Source organism: Moorena sp. SIO3A2 (assembly GCF_010672265.1).
Classification (GTDB): domain Bacteria; phylum Cyanobacteriota; class Cyanobacteriia; order Cyanobacteriales; family Coleofasciculaceae; genus Moorena; species Moorena producens.
The window spans coordinates 1-18,281 of record NZ_JAAHHC010000084.1 but is presented as its reverse complement, the minus strand read 5'-3'; the positions used below and the strand labels follow the sequence as shown (position 1 = coordinate 18,281).

At 43.1% G+C, this 18,281-nt stretch carries 16 protein-coding genes; 8 read left to right on the top strand and 8 right to left on the bottom strand.

The genetic code is table 11. The annotated features are described in order from the left end of the window. Window positions 1–325: 325 nt before the first annotated feature. A complete protein-coding gene (locus F6K64_RS36480; protein WP_154659698.1) occupies window positions 326–484 on the bottom strand; it encodes a hypothetical protein in 159 nt (52 codons plus the stop codon). 326 nt (window positions 485–810) lie between these two features. On the opposite strand from F6K64_RS36480, the gene F6K64_RS36475 reads away from it, so the two are divergent. Next, a complete protein-coding gene (locus F6K64_RS36475; RefSeq protein WP_008180860.1) occupies window positions 811–1,131 on the top strand; it encodes a hypothetical protein in 321 nt (106 codons plus the stop codon). 221 nt (window positions 1,132–1,352) lie between these two features. Here F6K64_RS36475 and F6K64_RS36470 read toward each other — a convergent pair whose 3' ends face one another. Beyond that, the gene (locus tag F6K64_RS36470) at window positions 1,353–2,558 is read right to left on the bottom strand and encodes an RNA-guided endonuclease InsQ/TnpB family protein (protein WP_008180859.1); all 1,206 of its coding nucleotides are present in this window, start codon (window positions 2,556–2,558) and stop codon (window positions 1,353–1,355) included. Beyond that, a complete protein-coding gene (locus F6K64_RS36465; RefSeq protein ID WP_229414350.1) occupies window positions 2,482–2,949 on the bottom strand; it encodes an IS607 family transposase in 468 nt (155 codons plus the stop codon). The genes F6K64_RS36470 and F6K64_RS36465 overlap by 77 nt, the downstream gene beginning before the upstream one ends. Before the next feature lie 1,155 nt (window positions 2,950–4,104). On the opposite strand from F6K64_RS36465, the gene psbB reads away from it, so the two are divergent. The 4 genes from psbB to ftsH all read left to right on the top strand — a co-directional run bounded on the left by psbB (window position 4,105) and on the right by ftsH (window position 8,915). Beyond that, on the top strand, window positions 4,105–5,637 hold the full coding sequence (psbB, locus tag F6K64_RS36460) for a photosystem II chlorophyll-binding protein CP47 (protein WP_287263847.1): 1,533 nt from the start codon (window positions 4,105–4,107) through the stop codon (window positions 5,635–5,637). 137 nt (window positions 5,638–5,774) lie between these two features. Further along, window positions 5,775–5,870 (top strand): photosystem II reaction center protein T, encoded by a 96-nt coding sequence (locus F6K64_RS36455; RefSeq protein WP_008180851.1) that lies wholly within the window; start codon window positions 5,775–5,777, stop codon window positions 5,868–5,870. 211 nt (window positions 5,871–6,081) lie between these two features. Then, complete coding sequence (nrdR, locus tag F6K64_RS36450; RefSeq protein WP_287267874.1) at window positions 6,082–6,612, top strand: transcriptional regulator NrdR; 531 nt, start codon at window positions 6,082–6,084, stop codon at window positions 6,610–6,612. Window positions 6,613–6,995: 383 nt separating this feature from the next. Beyond that, window positions 6,996–8,915, top strand: coding sequence for an ATP-dependent zinc metalloprotease FtsH (gene ftsH, locus F6K64_RS36445; RefSeq protein WP_044492441.1), 1,920 nt, complete (start codon window positions 6,996–6,998; stop codon window positions 8,913–8,915). Window positions 8,916–9,010: 95 nt separating this feature from the next. Here ftsH and F6K64_RS36440 read toward each other — a convergent pair whose 3' ends face one another. Continuing rightward, window positions 9,011–9,622, bottom strand: coding sequence for a M23 family metallopeptidase (locus F6K64_RS36440; protein WP_008180846.1), 612 nt, complete (start codon window positions 9,620–9,622; stop codon window positions 9,011–9,013). Window positions 9,623–10,362: 740 nt separating this feature from the next. On the opposite strand from F6K64_RS36440, the gene F6K64_RS36435 reads away from it, so the two are divergent. Then, complete coding sequence (locus F6K64_RS36435; protein ID WP_044492400.1) at window positions 10,363–10,740, top strand: hypothetical protein; 378 nt, start codon at window positions 10,363–10,365, stop codon at window positions 10,738–10,740. A 245-nt stretch (window positions 10,741–10,985) separates the two neighbouring features. On the opposite strand, the gene F6K64_RS36430 is transcribed toward F6K64_RS36435, so the two are convergent. The 3 genes from F6K64_RS36430 to F6K64_RS36420 all read right to left on the bottom strand — a co-directional run bounded on the left by F6K64_RS36430 (window position 10,986) and on the right by F6K64_RS36420 (window position 14,610). Next, window positions 10,986–13,115 (bottom strand): AAA family ATPase, encoded by a 2,130-nt coding sequence (locus F6K64_RS36430; RefSeq protein WP_008180842.1) that lies wholly within the window; start codon window positions 13,113–13,115, stop codon window positions 10,986–10,988. Between the two features lie 859 nt (window positions 13,116–13,974). Then, window positions 13,975–14,277 (bottom strand): hypothetical protein, encoded by a 303-nt coding sequence (locus F6K64_RS36425; RefSeq protein ID WP_143764196.1) that lies wholly within the window; start codon window positions 14,275–14,277, stop codon window positions 13,975–13,977. 111 nt (window positions 14,278–14,388) lie between these two features. Further along, window positions 14,389–14,610 (bottom strand): hypothetical protein, encoded by a 222-nt coding sequence (locus F6K64_RS36420; protein WP_075873662.1) that lies wholly within the window; start codon window positions 14,608–14,610, stop codon window positions 14,389–14,391. 776 nt (window positions 14,611–15,386) lie between these two features. Here F6K64_RS36420 and F6K64_RS36415 point away from each other — a divergent pair. Continuing rightward, window positions 15,387–15,551: a hypothetical protein gene (locus F6K64_RS36415; protein ID WP_008180834.1), complete on the top strand. Its 165-nt coding sequence runs from the start codon at window positions 15,387–15,389 to the stop codon at window positions 15,549–15,551. Between the two features lie 356 nt (window positions 15,552–15,907). Continuing rightward, entirely contained in the window at window positions 15,908–17,740 is a 1,833-nt protein-coding gene (locus F6K64_RS36410; protein WP_008180831.1) for a mechanosensitive ion channel family protein, read from the top strand. A gap of 426 nt (window positions 17,741–18,166) precedes the next feature. On the opposite strand, the gene F6K64_RS36405 is transcribed toward F6K64_RS36410, so the two are convergent. Further along, on the bottom strand, window positions 18,167–18,281 hold a 115-nt coding region (locus F6K64_RS36405), incomplete at its 5' end, for a transposase (RefSeq protein ID WP_353737155.1).

The window sequence follows — 18,281 nt, the reverse complement described above, 5'->3', positions numbered from 1 at the left end:
AAATACGTTCTCTAATATTTCCATTTTCTTCTATTTTTAAGGCTTTTTGAAGTATTGTTTTTTGCTGTCAGATAATTTTTTGCTGGCATATTTCCTATTATTGGGTTATTTATTAATTTTTATTATACCAATTTAAATGCCGAACAGCTTATAAAGCCAGGTTATATAAGAATTTGATTGGCTTTTATTGTCCTTTTTTTTATCTGGATTATCGATTATTTTACCCATAAATCGATTATTTTACCCATAAATCGATACCCAAAGCAGCTACATAAAAAAACTATGGTCAAGTAAAAATGCTTTGTAAGCATATGCTTACCTAAAATTAACCTTTGAGAACAAAAATATCAATACCTCCTTTAAGGATAACTCCCTGATCTTGATCAGAAATTGGCTGATAGCTGATAGCTGATAGCAGCTCAAGTAGCACCATCTGTAGCGCCTTAGCTGACTGCTGTAAATCATATACTGATGATTTTGTCAAATTCTATAAATTTCCACTACACCCCACACCTAGTCTTAACCGACAAGCTTGGGGGTGCATCTCATTTTTGCAATTAAACAAAAATTCTAATAAAATTCCCAAACTGCCTACACTACCCACCCTCCCTAAAATCCCCACGCTTCCGACACTTCCGGCACTTCCCTTCTTTTTTACAAAGATGAGATGCACCCCAAGCTTGGTGCGTAAGTCCTGAAATTCACCAATTGCAGTTGTTGCATAAAATTTGAATTAAATCGTCAATTTAAGCTGAAAAATTCAATTTGAGTGGAAAATAGAAATATAGAGCAGGATTAGCGAAGAGCAACGTGAAATATTTCTTTTTATCGGAAGGCTGGATAGTCGGGCGCGTTTGGGAGTTTGGAGGTCTTTGGAACGAAAACGCTTGGCGACGCCTGCCAGAAATTAAGCAAATGAACCTTTCTATCCTAGAGCAAGGAGAAAAATTGTGGCTCTATCAGGTTGAAGACCTTGTGGTTATGGTTGAAGTCAAACCCATGCCTAACACTTCACCTGAGTCAGCAAAAACTATTGGTCAAGTTGTCCTAAAACGCTTGATCACTGCTGAGCAAGTTATCGAACGCTTAGCGATGACAAATACTGAAATCATGGTAGGGGGCAAAGGTTAACTGATACAGGGAAAAGGCACCAGGGGACAAGGAAGAAGAGGGTGAAGAGGGTGAGGATAGGGAAGATGAGGAAGTAATACTTTTGATTGCGACTTGTGATCAAAGTTATAGCTAGGGTTAGCAGTTAATCAAAAAACCCTAGCCATAGGATTGGAGCCTAATAGCCAGTGCATATCAATAGCCGATACTTTTTAGCTACCAATATCTACCAAAAGCAAATATTAGCCCGCCAATGCAAGATGATTTCTCATCCAGGGTGTATCTACCAAAGCTCGTATAAATATTCCACGAGCGCCATTTAGATCTCGATCCATTCTCTGACCATCAACTTTTGATTTGATAATTTTGCTGCTACCAATCTTGACCAGCTCACCTGTCCAACTGACAGTTTTGCTGGTGTAGGCTTCGCACACATCCAGGACTTGCTTTCCAGTCTCGAAAGCTTTGTGCTTGAGGAACTGCTTGAACCTGTAGTGAGCCAAGTTCATCAGATTGCGAACAGTCTTTGAGTGAATCTTGCGACTCCCACGTTTTGACATCTGGGATGTCTCGAACGTAGGGAGTAAAATCACATCAAAGTTGTCAACCAAAAACCTGGCCGCCTTGTGATGCAGTTCATTGACTAGATTCTGTATCTTGATAGTCATTCTTCTGGCAGCTTTTTTCATTCTTCGCTTTTGCTTTCCTTTAGAAAAGCTGATTTTACCAACCAACTTGTCTAGGTGAGCACATAGGCGTTGGATGCCAGAGAAATCTCCTTCACCAATCTTCCCTACAGAGTTTTCGCTGAAGAATGTCAAAAAGGTTCTCACACCGGGATCGAGCGCAACCACCCTACCTTGATTCTCGGCTTTTTTTGGGGCTGCTTTGTAGGGAACTACTAGATAATAGTTCCCGTTGGTGCTAGTTAATCGACAATCACAAATGTGATCTGGTAGCGATTCAGTAAAGCTTAACTCGCCTAATTTTGTGCGATAAATACCAATAGCTGTAACAGCCGATTTAGGAATATAACAAGACTGGACGGGGTTTTTGCGAGACCTAAACCGAACTCGATTGACCTGCCCAGTTTTCTGGTATTTTTTCTTGGCTTCCCTGATGGCGGTACAGGCATCCTTAATCGCTATAGACTTAATTTGATAAGGCACTGCCTTGCACCACTCAGGGAGATTGTTAAGAATCTCAGTCTTGATCCGTTTCCAGTTAGCCTTTACTGAGCCATCTTGAAGTATCTCGACGGTCTTATTAAAAACATAACGGGAAACTCCAAGCCATTGATTAACCATCTGTTTCTGGCTTTTATCAAGGTAAATCTTGATCTTCTTTGATTTTTTTACCGTACTTCCTGAGTCAATGGACTCGACAGCTGAAGAGGTGAACAATGGAGAGAAGATCCGCGACCAGCTCTGAGTGTAGGCAACTTTCATGGTTGTCGAGAACCACGATTTTTCCACCGTTGGATTCGACCAGGTACTGTACAAGTTCAAACCCAAACCGGGCGAGTCTGTCTCTACAGGCAACAATAAGCGTGAATTGATCTCCTCGCATAAGTCTATCCAGTATGGTTTTAAGCCCAAATCTTTTGAAATTAAGCCCCGATCCGATGTCCTTGATGATTTCGCAGTCTGGGAGTGAGTGCATATAGGCGATTTCCCTGTCAAGGTCATCTCGTTGTTTTGTTGAGCTGACCCGACAGTAGCAGATTGTGTAATCATGCTTGGGTTTTGATTGCTTGATGTAGTTTTCAACGTCAAACAATCTATGCCCCCCTTCTGTTGTGAGTGAATCAATTGTGCCATTATCTGCGTACTTCCTCAATTTATTTTTGGATAATCCCGTAAGTTCGACCGCCTTACGAAGTAGGACTCAACTCATCGGTCAATACTACCAATGATTGGCAGTTTATGGTAGATATTGGACAAGTTTTTGATACTGTCCACTAACCCCCGCACTGATGCTGTGATCGTGGCGAATTTCTTGGCTCGCAACTACAACTGGATGAGTAATACAACCAATTATATCCCGATACTTTTTAGCTACCAAAGTCTACCAAGATAGACCAAGGCTCGCCAAGGCAAGATGCAATAGCATCCAGGGGGTATCTCCCAAAGCTCTCGGGAATATCCCGCGAGCGCCATAAAAATGTCAAAAAAGTCTAACACCGGGATGTAACCGCAACTATTAAACCCTTGGTTTTCGGCTTTAATTTAAGTTACATAATAATCCCTGTCGGTGTTACCCTAATTTAAGTCTAACAAATAATAAGAGTTTTTGGTAGACTCTGCGACATTTTCTCTAGCTGTTTACTAACCCTTTTAGCCCCAGCTTTCCCCAACTCTGGACTCTTCCCCCTATTCCCCCTGCCCTCTTAAGTGCTTTAGGTGATATGGTTTGAACTCAACTTGCCATAAGTCCTATGCTTATGCCTTTTTCCTTTCAACATACCTTTTTCATTTTGATTTGTGTCCGACTATTGCTAATTAGTCAAGAGGCTACCGGACTGAATTTGAAAATTTTTAGATTTTAGAAGCTATATTGCTTTAATTTAGGCAAATACAAGGGAAATTTGCGCAATATAGCTGGTTTTAGGCTTCCGACCCTAAGCTGAGAACATGACCGTTCGCTTGCAATCGGCTCTAACAATAGTTACACTTCTTTAAACAAACTTTAGTTTCATACATACTTTGTCCTACCTAAGTTGCCAATGGCAAAATCTAGGGTGGCTACCCAAGTAGCGATACAGTTAGGTTCACACCTAACCAAGGTCGGTCGGAGAGCTTGAAAGCTCTCCAAACAGTGTCAAATTAAAGAAATCATACCGTAAGCGTTGTCAGATTAGGTTTTTAACCCCTCGAACAACGTGACTCTTAGAATCCTCTGTGTTTGAAGCGGGGGAGATTTCAAGGCGATTTCTAACATACTGATCAAAAGAAGCGTCGAAGTAAAAACTCTATATTAGGAGGAGCGTAGTCAATGGGACTACCCTGGTACCGAGTACACACGGTCGTCCTGAATGATCCAGGACGTCTGCTAGCTGTGCACTTGATGCATACAGCCCTGGTGGCAGGCTGGGCTGGTTCAATGGCCCTGTACGAATTGGCAATTTTTGATCCGAGTGACCCGGTTCTTAACCCGATGTGGCGTCAGGGGATGTTCGTCATGCCCTTTATGGCTCGTCTAGGGGTTACTGATTCCTGGGGGGGCTGGAGTATCACTGGTGAAACCGTAACCAATGCTGGCTTATGGTCTTTTGAAGGTGTCGCTGCAACTCATATTATCCTTTCTGGTTTATTGTTCCTGGCTGCCGTATGGCACTGGGTTTACTGGGATTTAGATGTGTTCAGAGACCCACGGAGTGGCGACCCAGCTCTCGATTTGCCAAAAATTTTTGGCATTCACCTGTTCTTATCTGGTTTACTCTGCTTTGGCTTTGGTGCCTTTCACTTGACTGGGCTTTGGGGTCCTGGGATGTGGGTATCTGATGCCTATGGTCTCACTGGTAGTGTTCAACCCATCGCACCAGAATGGGGACCAGCAGGCTTTAACCCCTATAACCCTGGAGGTATTGTCGCTCACCATATCGCTGCTGGTGTTGTTGGGGTTATTGCCGGTTTATTCCACTTAACAGTACGACCACCAGAGCGATTGTTTAAAGCTCTACGGATGGGGAATATCGAAACGGTACTCTCCAGCAGTATCGCGGCTGTATTTTTTGCTGCGTTTGTAGTAGCAGGCACCATGTGGTACGGCAGTGCTGCCACCCCAATTGAACTGTTTGGTCCAACTCGCTATCAGTGGGATCAGGGTTATTTCCAACAGGAAATTAACCAACGGGTACAAGCTGAATTGGCTGATGGTGCTAGCTTGTCAGAAGCTTGGTCATCAATTCCAGAGAAGCTGGCATTCTATGACTATGTAGGCAACTCCCCTGCCAAAGGTGGTTTGTTCCGCACAGGTCCGATGGACAAAGGGGATGGAATTGCTGAAGGTTGGCTAGGTCATGCGGTGTTCACAGACAGTGAAGGTCGGGATCTGACCGTTCGTCGGATGCCGAACTTCTTTGAAACCTTCCCTATCATTTTGACCGATGCTAATGGTGTAGTTCGTGCGGACATACCTTTCCGACGGGCTGAATCTAGGTATAGTTTCGAGCAAGCTGGTGTCACAGTTAGCTTCTACGGTGGAGTTCTTGATGGTCAAACCTTTACTGACCCATTCGATGTGAAGCAATACGCTCGTACTGCTCAGCTGGGTGAGGGCTTTGAATTTGACCGTGAAACCTTAAACTCTGATGGTGTATTCCGCACTAGTACTCGGGGTTGGTTCACCTTTGGTCATGCTGTCTTTGCTCTGTTGTTCTTCTTTGGGCACATCTGGCATGGCTCACGCACCCTCTATCGAGATGTGTTTGCTGGTGTCGATCCTGACCTAGAGGAAGAGCAAGTCGAGTGGGGCTTCTTCCAGAAGCTTGGTGATAAGAGTACCCGTAGGACAGAGCCTATCTAGAGGTTAAATATCTCTTATCACAGTTTGACTTAAAAGCAAAAGGCAGAAGAAAAGAAATTTTTCTTTTGCCTTTTGGCTATTTCTGTGGTCTATGCAAGGTAGACTGGTAAGTGAGAAGATAACCAACAATTATAGCTATGGAATCAGTTGCTTATATCTTAATCTTGACCTTAGCCCTAGGCACCCTATTTTTTGCCATTGCTTTTCGGGAACCGCCTAAGATTGGTAAGTAGTTTACCTCGATTTACTCAGATCGAAATTCAACAGTTCTGTGGATGCTCTGAGCCGCAATACCCTGTGCATGACCCTATAGGATATAGGGAAGTTGATAGGTCTATATCGGCTCACCTTCCATATAATTGTTATTTTGACAGTATCGACTCTTAGGGCGTTCCAAATATCTGCCGCCAATCAGTCCACTCAGCAAGAAAACAAAATTATCTTATGCGATGCCCCTCTTGTCACCACACCGAGAGCCGCGTTCTTGAGTCTCGTTCTACTGAGGCAGGGAAAAGTGTGAGGCGACGTCGGGAGTGTTTGGGATGCAAACATCGCTTCACGACATATGAGCGGATCGAATTTGTGCCAATAACTGTGATCAAGCGGGATGGCAAGCGGGAATCATTTGACCGTTCCAAGTTGTTACGGGGAATTGTACGTGCTTGTGAAAAAACCGGCATTCTCCAAAAACGCCTGGAAGCATTGGTTGATGAGATTGAAGCAGAATTACAACAGCGATTTGGTCGGGAAGTCATCAGTCACGAAATTGGTGAGTTAGTCTTGCGCTACCTACGTTCGGAGAGTGAAGTGGCTTATGTACGCTTTGCTTCCGTCTATGGAAAATTTCAAGGGATTAGAGATTTTGTCACTACCCTAGAGGATCTCCAACAGGAAGATGTACCAATGGAAATCCCCCAGGTTCCGCCAACCCCCTCAGATCAGGTAGAAGAAATAAAGACATCCACTTCGGTGTAATTGATCAGATGTTTGTTGAATGTTGACGGTTGATGGTTGACTCTCAAAAGTACAAGGTCAACTAGTGATCTCGTGTCCAGTTGTATGGTTACCATTTGTAGAGATGTTCCAGGCAAGGTATCTACAGCAGAGAGGATTAAGAAAAAAACAGGGTGAGGTTTGCAAACCCCATCTAGGCAAGAGCAGGTTACCGATGCTAGCGGACTTCAGATGAGTTTCTTACAGCTAAAGCCGGATTTTAGGGAGCTAGACTAGAAAGTGAAAGAAATTTCAACTCAAGGGCGTGAATTCATTGAAGCCTAACTAGGTTTACCCAGGAGTTGAGTCAAGGCAAGACCAAAGAGCAAACAGCCATGAAGAAACGTTTCTGGATGAGAGCATGGATGGGTAATGCAGAGGTAAACACCTCTCCACAGCCGCTGGCAAATCCTGAGGTTAGATTACAGGAACCCCAGGAAAAGCGCAAGTTAGTCAAATTATGGCGTATTGCTGCCAGTTTGCTCCTTTGGCAAGGGGTGATACTGGGTACCCCAGCCCAAGCACAGCTTAAACAAGAGAAATCTCTAACCTATAGTGAGCTATTAAAGAAAGTTAAAAATGGGGACGTCACTAAAATAGAAATCGATGAAGCCACTAAGATTGCTAAAGTTAGCTTAGAGGGGTCCAATGAGAATGAACCTCCTCAACGAGTTGCTTTGTTCGATCAAAACTCCTTGCTACTCAAGGAACTCCGTCAACAGAATGTTCCCACTGAAATTAGGCGCTCTGCGGATAACTCAGCCGCTTTAGGTCTAATTGCCAACTTATTTTTCATTCTGTTGTTACTAGCAGGCTTGATGATGATCCTGCGACGCTCTGCGAGTAATTCTGGTCAAGCCTTAAACTTTGGCAAATCCCGAGCACGGTTTCAGATGGAAGCCAAAACCGGGGTTCTCTTTGATGATGTAGCAGGTATTCAAGAAGCTAAACAGGAATTGCAAGAAGTTGTCACATTCCTCAAACAACCAGAACGCTTTACTGCTGTTGGAGCACGGATCCCGAAAGGTGTGCTGCTAGTGGGTCCTCCAGGAACTGGTAAAACTCTCTTAGCCAAAGCGATCGCTGGTGAAGCAGGAGTTCCCTTCTTTAGCATCTCTGGTTCCGAATTCGTGGAAATGTTTGTGGGCGTTGGTGCCTCCCGTGTCCGTGACTTGTTCAGAAAAGCCAAAGAAAATGCCCCTTGCTTGGTCTTCATTGATGAAATTGATGCGGTAGGACGGCAACGGGGAGCAGGAATTGGCGGTGGAAACGATGAACGGGAGCAAACCCTTAACCAATTGCTCACGGAAATGGATGGGTTTGAAGGCAACACAGGTATTATTATTATTGCTGCCACTAATCGCCCAGATGTCCTGGATGCTGCACTATTACGTCCTGGACGCTTTGACAGACAAGTTATTGTGGATTACCCTGACTACAAAGGCAGGAATAACATTCTGGAAGTCCACGCTCGCAACAAAAAGATTGACCCTGAGGTTTGTCTAGAAACTGTTGCTAAGCGTACCCCTGGGTTTACTGGTGCTGACTTAGCCAACCTACTCAACGAAGCGGCAATCCTGACTGCCCGCCGCCGCAAAGATGCCATTACTATGCTCGAAATCAATGATGCTATTGACCGGGTGGTAGCTGGGATGGAAGGCACTCCTCTAGTGGACAGCAAGAATAAGCGATTAATTGCCTACCATGAAGTAGGACATGCTGTAATTTCTACCCTCCTACCGGATCACGACCCGGTACAGAAAGTAACCCTAATTCCCCGAGGGCAAGCCCGTGGTTTGACCTGGTATATTCCTGATGAAGAGCAAGGTTTGATTACTCGGGCTCAACTCAAAGCCCAAATTACTGCTGCTTTAGGGGGTAGAGCGGCAGAAGAAGAAATTTTTGGTGAGGCTGAAGTGACTACTGGTGCTGTTGGGGACTTGCGACAAGTTACCTCGCGAGCACGGCAGATGGTAACCCGCTTTGGAATGAGTGATTTGGGTCCTCTGTCCTTAGAAGATCCAGGGGGAGAAGTCTTTCTAGGGGGTAATGTGATTAATAGGGCTGAGTACTCAGAGAAAATTGCTGCCCACATTGATGCCCAAGTTCGCACAATTGTGCAGCATTGCCATGGCCATGCTCGTCAGTTAGTCCGGGAAAATCGGGTAATCATTGACCGATTAGTAGACCTGTTGATAGATCAAGAAACTATCGAAGGAGACCAGTTACGCAAAATTGTAGAAGAACACACCCAGATGTGCAAGGAACAATTGGTAGTTTCGTAGTTTCTAGTTAAACGATCAAAGGCATGCATGTTTGAAACATGTTAATGGTTAATGGTTAATGGTTAATGGCCATTAACCATTAGCATTTGTCCCAATCAAGCTCGTGTTTTATACATTGCACGCAGCACCTGGGCTGGGTCAACATATTGCTTGCCATACTTCAATCCCCAGTGCAGATGAGGACCAGTGGTACGACCAGTCATCCCTACTCGACCGATTCTGGCTCCAGAAGGCAACAGTTGGCCTTCCTTGATCCGAATCCCACCGGAGTTGTCAATTAAATAGCGAGTACCTCCATTTTTAACTGCGTATCCTTTCATGTGACAGTAGATGTGCTGCCACTTGCCCGATTGGATAGTTATTGAGGTGCCGCAAGCAGTACCATCAGAAATTTTAATTACTTTACCACTCCACCAGTTACGGATATAGCTTCCTTCAGGGGCAGCTATGTCTAAACCTCGGTGGAATTCCCATCCAGAACCTCTAGGAGAGGGTCGGTAACCGAAGCCAGAGGTGTAGCCCCGGAAGTTTTCTACGGGAAAGGAACCCCCTTTGGCAAAACTTCTTACTCCGGCTACCAAGGTTGAGGGAGGTTCTGATGCAGTTACTGGCTGGCTGGGGAAACTCGAATGGGTACTTAAACCGATTGAACTTGTTAAACTCAGTCCAGCGAAAATTAGAAGCCTTGATAAATAACCACTGCGCATTAGTTCTAGTCTGGCTTTAGCTAGTTAGGGGTCTTTCCATCATTCAACTCCTTGGGGACTCCCGTTATAGCCCAAAGACAAGTGCGGGAGATGGGGCGTATAAAGTGCGGACGCAGGTGACCCACACAGCCCCTTGGGAATTGAAGATCAAGTTGATTGCGATTCTTGATAATTTTAGCTAGTATAAATCTGGCATAAATTGATTTAATGCGCTCTTTCGCGTAGCGTCTCCTACGCAGAAAAAAGCACCGGTTCTTGTGCAAGCTGAAAAGCCTCTGCTAGAAACATGAACCATAAAAAAAACATACAAGTAAGCCCGATGATTTTATCGGAGGGTGTAGAGGCTGTTTGAATCAGCCAGTAAGAGTTTTATGCTCTTAAGAATCCCCTGCTGTAATCTTCGCCAAAGCCGACGCTACGCGAAGGATTTAGCGGTTTGATTGTCAATTATATCCCTCCAGATCACCTACCATCAGCAGGGTGTTTGGGTTGTTTTAGGTATTTATCAAAATCTTGAGTTTTGTTAAGATACCTCAAGAGGCTAATACACATTTAACTTGCACAATTTAAGGATTAGATTTTTTGTTAAGGGTTGACCTTTGACTAACCTTTGTGCGCGTGTCTACTGTGCGCGTGTCTACCGTTAACCGTTAACACTAAAGCGATCAACTCAAATAGAGATGTTAAATGTTGGTTAACTTAGTCATGAACTTGCCCCAGCCTACCCTATCCGTGAACTGATGCTGACTGAATTTTTGCCCTTCCGATTCGAGGTGGATACTACAGCGATCGCAGGAGCATCTTTGTGGTCTCTAGCGCTATATTTAAGCCTCTCGTCCTTGAGGCAATGGATTATGGAGCAATTGAACCGCTGGTTTAACTTTGCTGAGGGATTCTTTTACATCTCGGCTCAGGAATTTGAACGAACCCGTAAGGTCAGAGAATCTCAAAACGCTTTCTATGCGTCAATTGTCAGCATTTTGCCTTTTTTAGTCATTGGTGCAGTTTGTAACTACGCCGTGGAAATTAGCCTCGGACACAGTTGGGCAATCAGTATCGGGATTATTGCTTGTATGAGCTGTGGTGTGTATGAATTAGGGCGTCAGTCTGGGAATTGAATTTAGCTTCTTTTGGAAGCTAAAATAATTCTAGAAATAAGATAACAGTAATAAAGAGAAATAACTTGATCAATAATATGTTCGCGATCGCCTAAGGATTACAGTATTATACTTGTGGCTTAATCAGGTAAATAGCACGTAAGCATTCAGCTATCAGCCTTGGCCAAAGGCCAACGGCTGAATGCTTACAATCGCACTAGGTAAGTCGTTAGTGTAAAACTGGCTCACTACTGACCGTGGCCGGATTATTTAAGCGATCGCATTCCATCACTCCATACCTTACCCATCTTCTGATACTCCCGCCGAGTTCCCTGTAACAGATGTTCCATCATCACTGCACTACCTGCTTCAGCCGCTAGAAAAGCTGCTGCTAGGGCAATATTTTTAATATTCCCTCCACTCAATTTGAACTGCCGTGCCAAAAACTCAAAATCTAGATCTGCTGACAAGGGGATTTCCTCAGTCCAAATCCCCTCCCAAATGCGCCGACGACTAGCTTCATCTGGTGAGGGAAAGTGAACTGTAAAGGCTAACCTACGCACAAATGCCTCGTCTAAATTTTGGCGCAAATTTGTTGTCAAAATTGATATCCCCTCATATTCCTCCATCTTCTGCAACAGATACCCAACTTCAATATTGGCGTAGCGGTCATGAGCATCTCGAACTTCAGAGCGTTTGCCAAACAGAGCATCTGCCTCGTCAAACAGAAGGATAGCGTTAGCTGTTTCGGCAGCCATAAAAATGCGGTTCAAATTTTTCTCAGTCTCGCCAATGTACTTACTGACAACCTGGGATAAATCAATTTTGTATAGCTCAAGCTGTAGTTCATTAGCAATCACTTCCGCCGCCATGGTCTTACCTGTGCCTGGTGGACCTGAAAATAGTACATTTAATCCTTTGCCAATGGACAGCTTGCGGTGAAAGCCCCATTTTTCATAGACAATATGACGATACTTGGCTTGATTACAAATTTCTTTGAGCTGAGCAAGTTGATCGGCGGGTAAGATAATGTCTTGCCAACTATACTTAAGGTTAAGTTTGCGGGCTAATTCAGTTAAATTGTTACCAGATTGGTCACGAGCCGCTGCTAATAAGTCATTTAGGGTTGGCTTAATTGTACTGTTTAATGGCAATTCTTCAAATTCGGCAGCAGCACGCCACAAAGCCTGATTACAAGCAGTTGTCACTGCTCCTGCTATTTGGGCTGAACTCAAGGTAAAACGATTGGCTAGGGTATCCAAGTCGCGATCGCTAAGTACAATTCCTTTAGTTTCTAAACTAGCTTGCCAGTAAACGCGCCGTTGGTAAAAATCCGGTGTAGCAAAAGGTACAGTAATCACACCCTGGAGATTGGTCAACTTTGGCACCCACGACTGTATTCCAGATAATATCACCACACCTTTCGCCTCAGTTAGTCTGTCAAGTAAGCTTTTATATAACAGATGCTGCTCTTTGGTCTGTAGTGCATCCCAACTTTCCAGACTTTCTAGATAGAGGATAGCATCGTGAAAACAGGCTTCACGGAACAACAGTTTTAGCAGTTGGTCAAACTCTTCCTTAATTGCTAAAGCTTGAGCTAAATCCGCAATCAATAACGGCTTGTTCAGTTGAGCGGCAAGGGTGATCGCTCCACGGCGTTTTTCAGTAGAATGTAAACCAGAGAAATACAGATGTAGAGGCTGGTTGGTATGTTGAGCGTGTTTGACTAGCTTAGGAAGTATGTGTTTAATGTCATCCCTAATCGTTAACTTGTCCTCAACAGCAGGAATATCTATCAATTGACACCAAGATTCTAAATGCGGTTCAAGACTCTTCTGTTTTAACAGAGAATGGATAACCTGCTCGTCTAGCTTGAGATAATAGGATAATATTGGTGGTTTAACCTGATGAGGGTCAGGAATTAAGTGAAGTAAACCATGTTTGATTAAGGGCGCGTCAGGAGCAAAATGAACTCGTTGCAACAGCTTGGCTTCAGCAGAGGGACATAGTAAATTTAAGGCTAAATCAATACTAGGTCGCCTGCGAGTGACATCATCCTGGAGATAGGCATACAGACGCTCGTAACTTAAATCAATTTCTGGAGCCAGGGCAATCAGCATCACGTCTAAATCAAATTCAGACAAACCGAAAGTCTGTTTCAGCCAGTTTAATGGTGTATTGTTAGTCTGATCGGACTCAGTTTTTTCTGCATCTACTGCAAACAAAGGTATCCCTGGTTCACGATCTAGGAGTTGCTTGACCTGATCGCGATTAATACGAAGACCTCGATAAGGGTCAGTAGCTGCTTGAGAACCGTAGACAGCTTGTGCTGTTATTACTGCTTGCTCTAGTAATTTATTTAGTCTTTCTAACGCTGAGAGTAGATAGTCGAACATGGCTTAGTTCAGAAATGTTGAATGATAGTTAAAAACCTATACAAATAGCATATAATTTTATAAAATAGAGGCTAAATTAAAATTTAATAATGTTGCTTCAATGATATATAATTTTCAAAAAATCGTCAAAAGATACGTAGGTAAATTACCTAATGATGATTATCCAGTCCTCAATACTTTCCTAAAGGTGCGCTTTCCGTTGGCGAATTAAATTCGCCCATGATTGCAACTATTTTTGTTAAAATGGTTATAATTTGTGCTATATAATATTCAAAATAGTATGATTAGTTTAGTCAAGGGTTTGAATGTGCGTGGCATAGAGGTAGACATATCGACTTTTTATAAGGCGAGCAAAGTTAGCAATCCAATGGTGTTTTATAATTTGTTCGTTGACTTAATAAAAAGTATTAATAAAAGCCAAAAAATAGGCAAGGCTAAATTAGCATTATTTCCGCGCTTATTCAACAATAGTGACCGAAATCACGCAAGCTGTTATGGAGCCAAGGTTTTCATCAAGTCAAACTATTAAGTGGCTTAAATTTATTAACAGCAGAGCCATGAGGAATAATGATTCATTTCTCTTGGTGCGCGTTCCCTAGGTCAACGATGAAACCTTGAACAGGGTAGCCTTTATAGTTGGCAGTCTGTGAGTCATAGGTTTAAGTCTTTTTAATAAGGCTACCCTGTTCTACGGTAACTTCCTGCGTCGGGAAACCCGACCGGGGTCGCACCGCGTGGGTCTTGGTCACGATAGCAAATATGGTGATAACACAATAGAATCAACTATTTAAAGTTACCGTAACAGAGTGTTTGAAGTTACCGTAGAACAGGGTCGCCTTATCACAAAGACTCAACCCTTTTATGCTAAACCGTTTCCCCCATAAAGGCGACCCTGTTGAAGGTTTCGTCTCCGGCCTTTATAGCGACAGGTTATGGGTAATACTTTTAAGTTATATGAAATAAGGCTCCCCTCTCCAAGGTTTATGTCTGAGAAATGCAAGACGCACCGTTCGCGTAGCGTGGCCGAAAGGCCAAGGTTCCCTAACACCACCACCCTATAGTTGGAGAGTAACCCAAGACTTTTTCCCAAAACAGCTGTTTGCTCATCAAAATTACTGCTGCCTTTTTTATCCAAGAACTCCGATGTAAATCGGCCAGGCACGATGATCATAGATCACGCTAACCATCAAGATATTAATCACCCCCCAACTGGTGCGGTCATACGCCAAATATATCCTATCGTTCGGCTTAAACATCTCTTCTACCAGAGCACTTACACAGGGAAACCAGATTGAAACGATATTGAACTGGTAATTTCTGAAGGGCGACTCTCAAACAAAATAGCTAACGGCAGGGCTTCAGCTAACACTTCTAGTTTGACATGTCTGAGCAATTGTAGGCTGGCAACGACTAAGGTCAGGAACAAATACCTGGTGTAATGCAGCTTATTTTTTCGGTGCGTAGTTTCGAGGTTTCCTCGAAATGCAAGACGCACCGTAGGATTTTATGGTATGGCGCACGCTATCATTTTTGGTAGATAGGTCAGGGTTACTATATTTGACCTATCTTTTTTTTGCTTCATCTGCTGTATCCCTTGCTAAACAATGGCTATACCCGCTCTGTCCCCCCGTCAGGTATTTCTATAAATTATATTTTATTTTTAGTCTTCCATCATTTTGACATAATTAAAATTTTAATCTTTTTGGGGAACTATTAATTAATAGTAATTTGAGTTAATTAGACTAAGAGCTGATTTGTAAAGTAAATCTTAAGAAGTCTGAAAGCCTTGCTATGATTGTCTTTTGGGTATTAAATAGTTCAATTGTTCTATTTGAGCGCAAGCCTTATCCTACAAGGATTACAGCGAGTTTACGAATCAGCTCTAATAAGCGATTTGGCTATCACTACTTATTTAGACAGCTTACACCCTGTTAAATCCTCAATACATAATCTTGGTCATTTGTCAAAAAAAATTAGATGCGTTTGCCCTGGCCATCACTACATGTTTATCACTACCTCCGGATAATTGCCCACACTTACGATATCCAGACAAAATCTTTCTCCCCCTGCTCTCCTGCTGCCCTGCTCCCCCTGCTCTCCTGACCAGGAAGTAGGTTATTCAACCGGATTTGATAGTATTCTGTTTCTCTAGGAGCATTCAACGAATTGTTAAGAATACAGCCCAGTAAAAATAAATGGTTTTACCGAGTTTTACAGAAGCAGATTATACCAAATACGGCTGGTAAATCTACCATTACCGATAAATAAGCTATGGATGATGGCAGCCATGAAAAATTAATGATCAGCCAGGGAAATAAAGATGTGATAAAAGCGGAGTCGGTATTCAGCAAAGATTTTGCAAAATTTTTGTTCAAGATGTTTATTGATGGAAAATATTGGGCAACAATAAGGACATGGCTCGATTTGAACCAATAAAAGGCTATCTATACCTTGTTGACTGTTGAGTGTTTACTGTTAAACGTTAACTATTGACTGCCCTCGAGATCGTCATTTCTTCGTTAAATACAGAGAATTAGAATCTGTCAAAACCGAATATTTGCGGAAAATTCGGTTCCCCTGCTCTGCTGCTCTGCCCCCCTCAGTCTAAATCAAGAATCAAACAGCTCTGCCGATCTTCGGGGGTAATGGGGGGAGCAACTGTTGACAGTCAACGGTTAAAACTCAACAGTGAACCAAACTATACAGGTTACATCTTCATTGGTTAACACTCAACAGTCAAGCAAACTATACAGGTTACATCTTCATTAACGTCTTATTAACACGAAAAACCAATGATTCGTTACCGACATAAGAAAATTAGCATTTTATTTGGCAGTCTCTTAATGGTTGGGGCATGGTGGTTACCTGCTCAAGCTAAACAGACCACTAATTCAGTCTTAGAGAAAGCAATTACAACTGAGGATCCAACTATTCCGATTGAGGAGCTAGAGCTAATGCTCAAGCCCTTGACATTAGATGAGCTGGAGGGTGAAGCTAAAGCGTGGATGTTCTTGCTTAAAACTAAAGTTAAAGAACTTAGCGATGCTGAAATTGCTGTCAAGCGCAAAAATCGAGAGCTTCAACAAACTAAAGAAGCTGTTGATGCCCTAGAAGATGCCAAAGAGGCTCTTGAGGAAGCGACAGACACTAAGGAAAAAATAGAGACTGAGGGATCGGCTGAGGATCGCCTTAAAGCTTTAAAAGCTGCTGAAGAGGCACAGGAAGCTCTCGAAAAAGCTCAAGAGTCAGTAGAAGAAGCAGTTAAAGAAGAGGAAAAGACCCAGCATGATAAAACCTTGCAAGGGGCAATTGATAAAGCAGTTGAAAGTACTGAAAAGGAAAAAGATAAAGCAAAAACTTCAAACGAGGATGTTGCTAAGGTTCAAGAAAAGATTGGGACAATTAGCAACAAAATCGTTACTGATGAACAAGAGCAGAAAAAGACTGAACAGGGACTTGACAAAGCCAAACAAGACCTAGAAGAAGCGGTGGAAGCGAAGACCGAAGTTAAAAAGCAAGTTCTGGTCAACATGACCACACTGCGAGAGGAACGCACTGCTTTAAGCGATCGCTTTGAGGTGGTACTTGAAGAGCTGGAAACTAAAGGCGGTGATGTCGAGTTGTACAACAAATACATCGATGCAATCAGTGGGATTAAGGTTGACGTAACCGACACTCAAGGAACCTGGATTACCATCGTCGGCTGGCTCCAGTCTAAAGAAGGAGGTCTGCGCTGGGCGAATAACATTGGCAAATTTTTAGGAATTGTCGCTGGCTTTAGCATCCTCTCCCTGATTGTAGGGACAGTCCTCGAGAAATCTTTGTGGATGTTCCCGAATATGTCAGCTATGCTCCGTCAGTTCGTGGTTAGGATAACCCGTCAAGGATTATTTGTGGTGGGTATTATTTTAGGTATCACTGCCCTAGAGGTCAGTATTGGTCCACTGATGGCTATGATTGGAGCTGCTGGTTTTGTGGTAGCGTTTGCGTTCCAAAATACCCTCGGTAACTTTGCCAATGGGTTAATGATCTTGCTCTATAAACCTTTCGACGTGGGCGATATGATTGAAGTAGCTGGGGTAAAAGGTACGGTTAAGGATGTCAACTTAGTTTGCACCACAATCAAGACTTATGAAAATAAAATCATTATTATCCCGAACAACTCAATCTGGGGTAACGTTATTGAGAACGAAACCAGTAGCCCCGTCCGCGCTATGTTCCTCACGGTAAGGATCAGCTACAGCAATAGTATTACTCAAGCGATCCAAGTTCTTAAGGATATTGCCAACTCTCATCCTTTAGTATTGGAAGACCCTGCACCTTGGATCGACACTGGGGAATTGGCTGAATATGCTGTTAACATTTGGTTTATGGCCTATACTAAGAAACAGGATTACTGGACAGCCTATTGTGAGATCAGCCGAATTATAAAAGAAAGATTTGAACAAGAGGGGATTGTGATCCCACTGCCGAAGCAGGAAATATACATCAACGAAGCTATCGCTAAGCAAGAGGGGAGTGGGGCAAAAACCTTTAAAGGCAATGACCTTACCCTAGACGGAAGTCATGGCCAGATAGCAACTTCAAAGCCCCATAGCTCTTTCCCCAACGGTAAGACAGCTTGAATCTGTAGACTAATCTGTAGAGGGTGATAGAATGCTTGCGCTCTCAATCAGGCGTCCAACATCCTAATTGGCGTTGCGTCAGTCTTCGAATGAATAGGAGTAGAGTGGGCATCCTGCCCGCCCGAAAAGATCCGGTGCGCTTTCCGCATCTAATTATTACAGGACTTACGCAACTGGCACAGTGGGTAGCTTAAATATAGTACTAATGTACTATATTTAAGCTACCTCTGTCATCAGCCCTTTTTCAGATTAGTAATAATAATTAATGGTCGTTCGTTTTTTCAATTTTCTGATCAAATCAGAGGATGGTGCCTTAAAAAATTCAGTTATTGATGAAATTTACTAAACTTAACTATTGTCAATACTTATTAAGTAGCCACCTCAATTATACTCTCACCAATTTAGCCTAACATTTAGGGCGTGTCATCAATTAAGCCAGATAACGGTAGCAGCCAGATAAATTGCGGATAGAAAGTTTATTGCCCCTTTATCATAGCGTGTGGCAATCGCTCGATATTGCTTGAGTTGGGCAAAGAAGTTT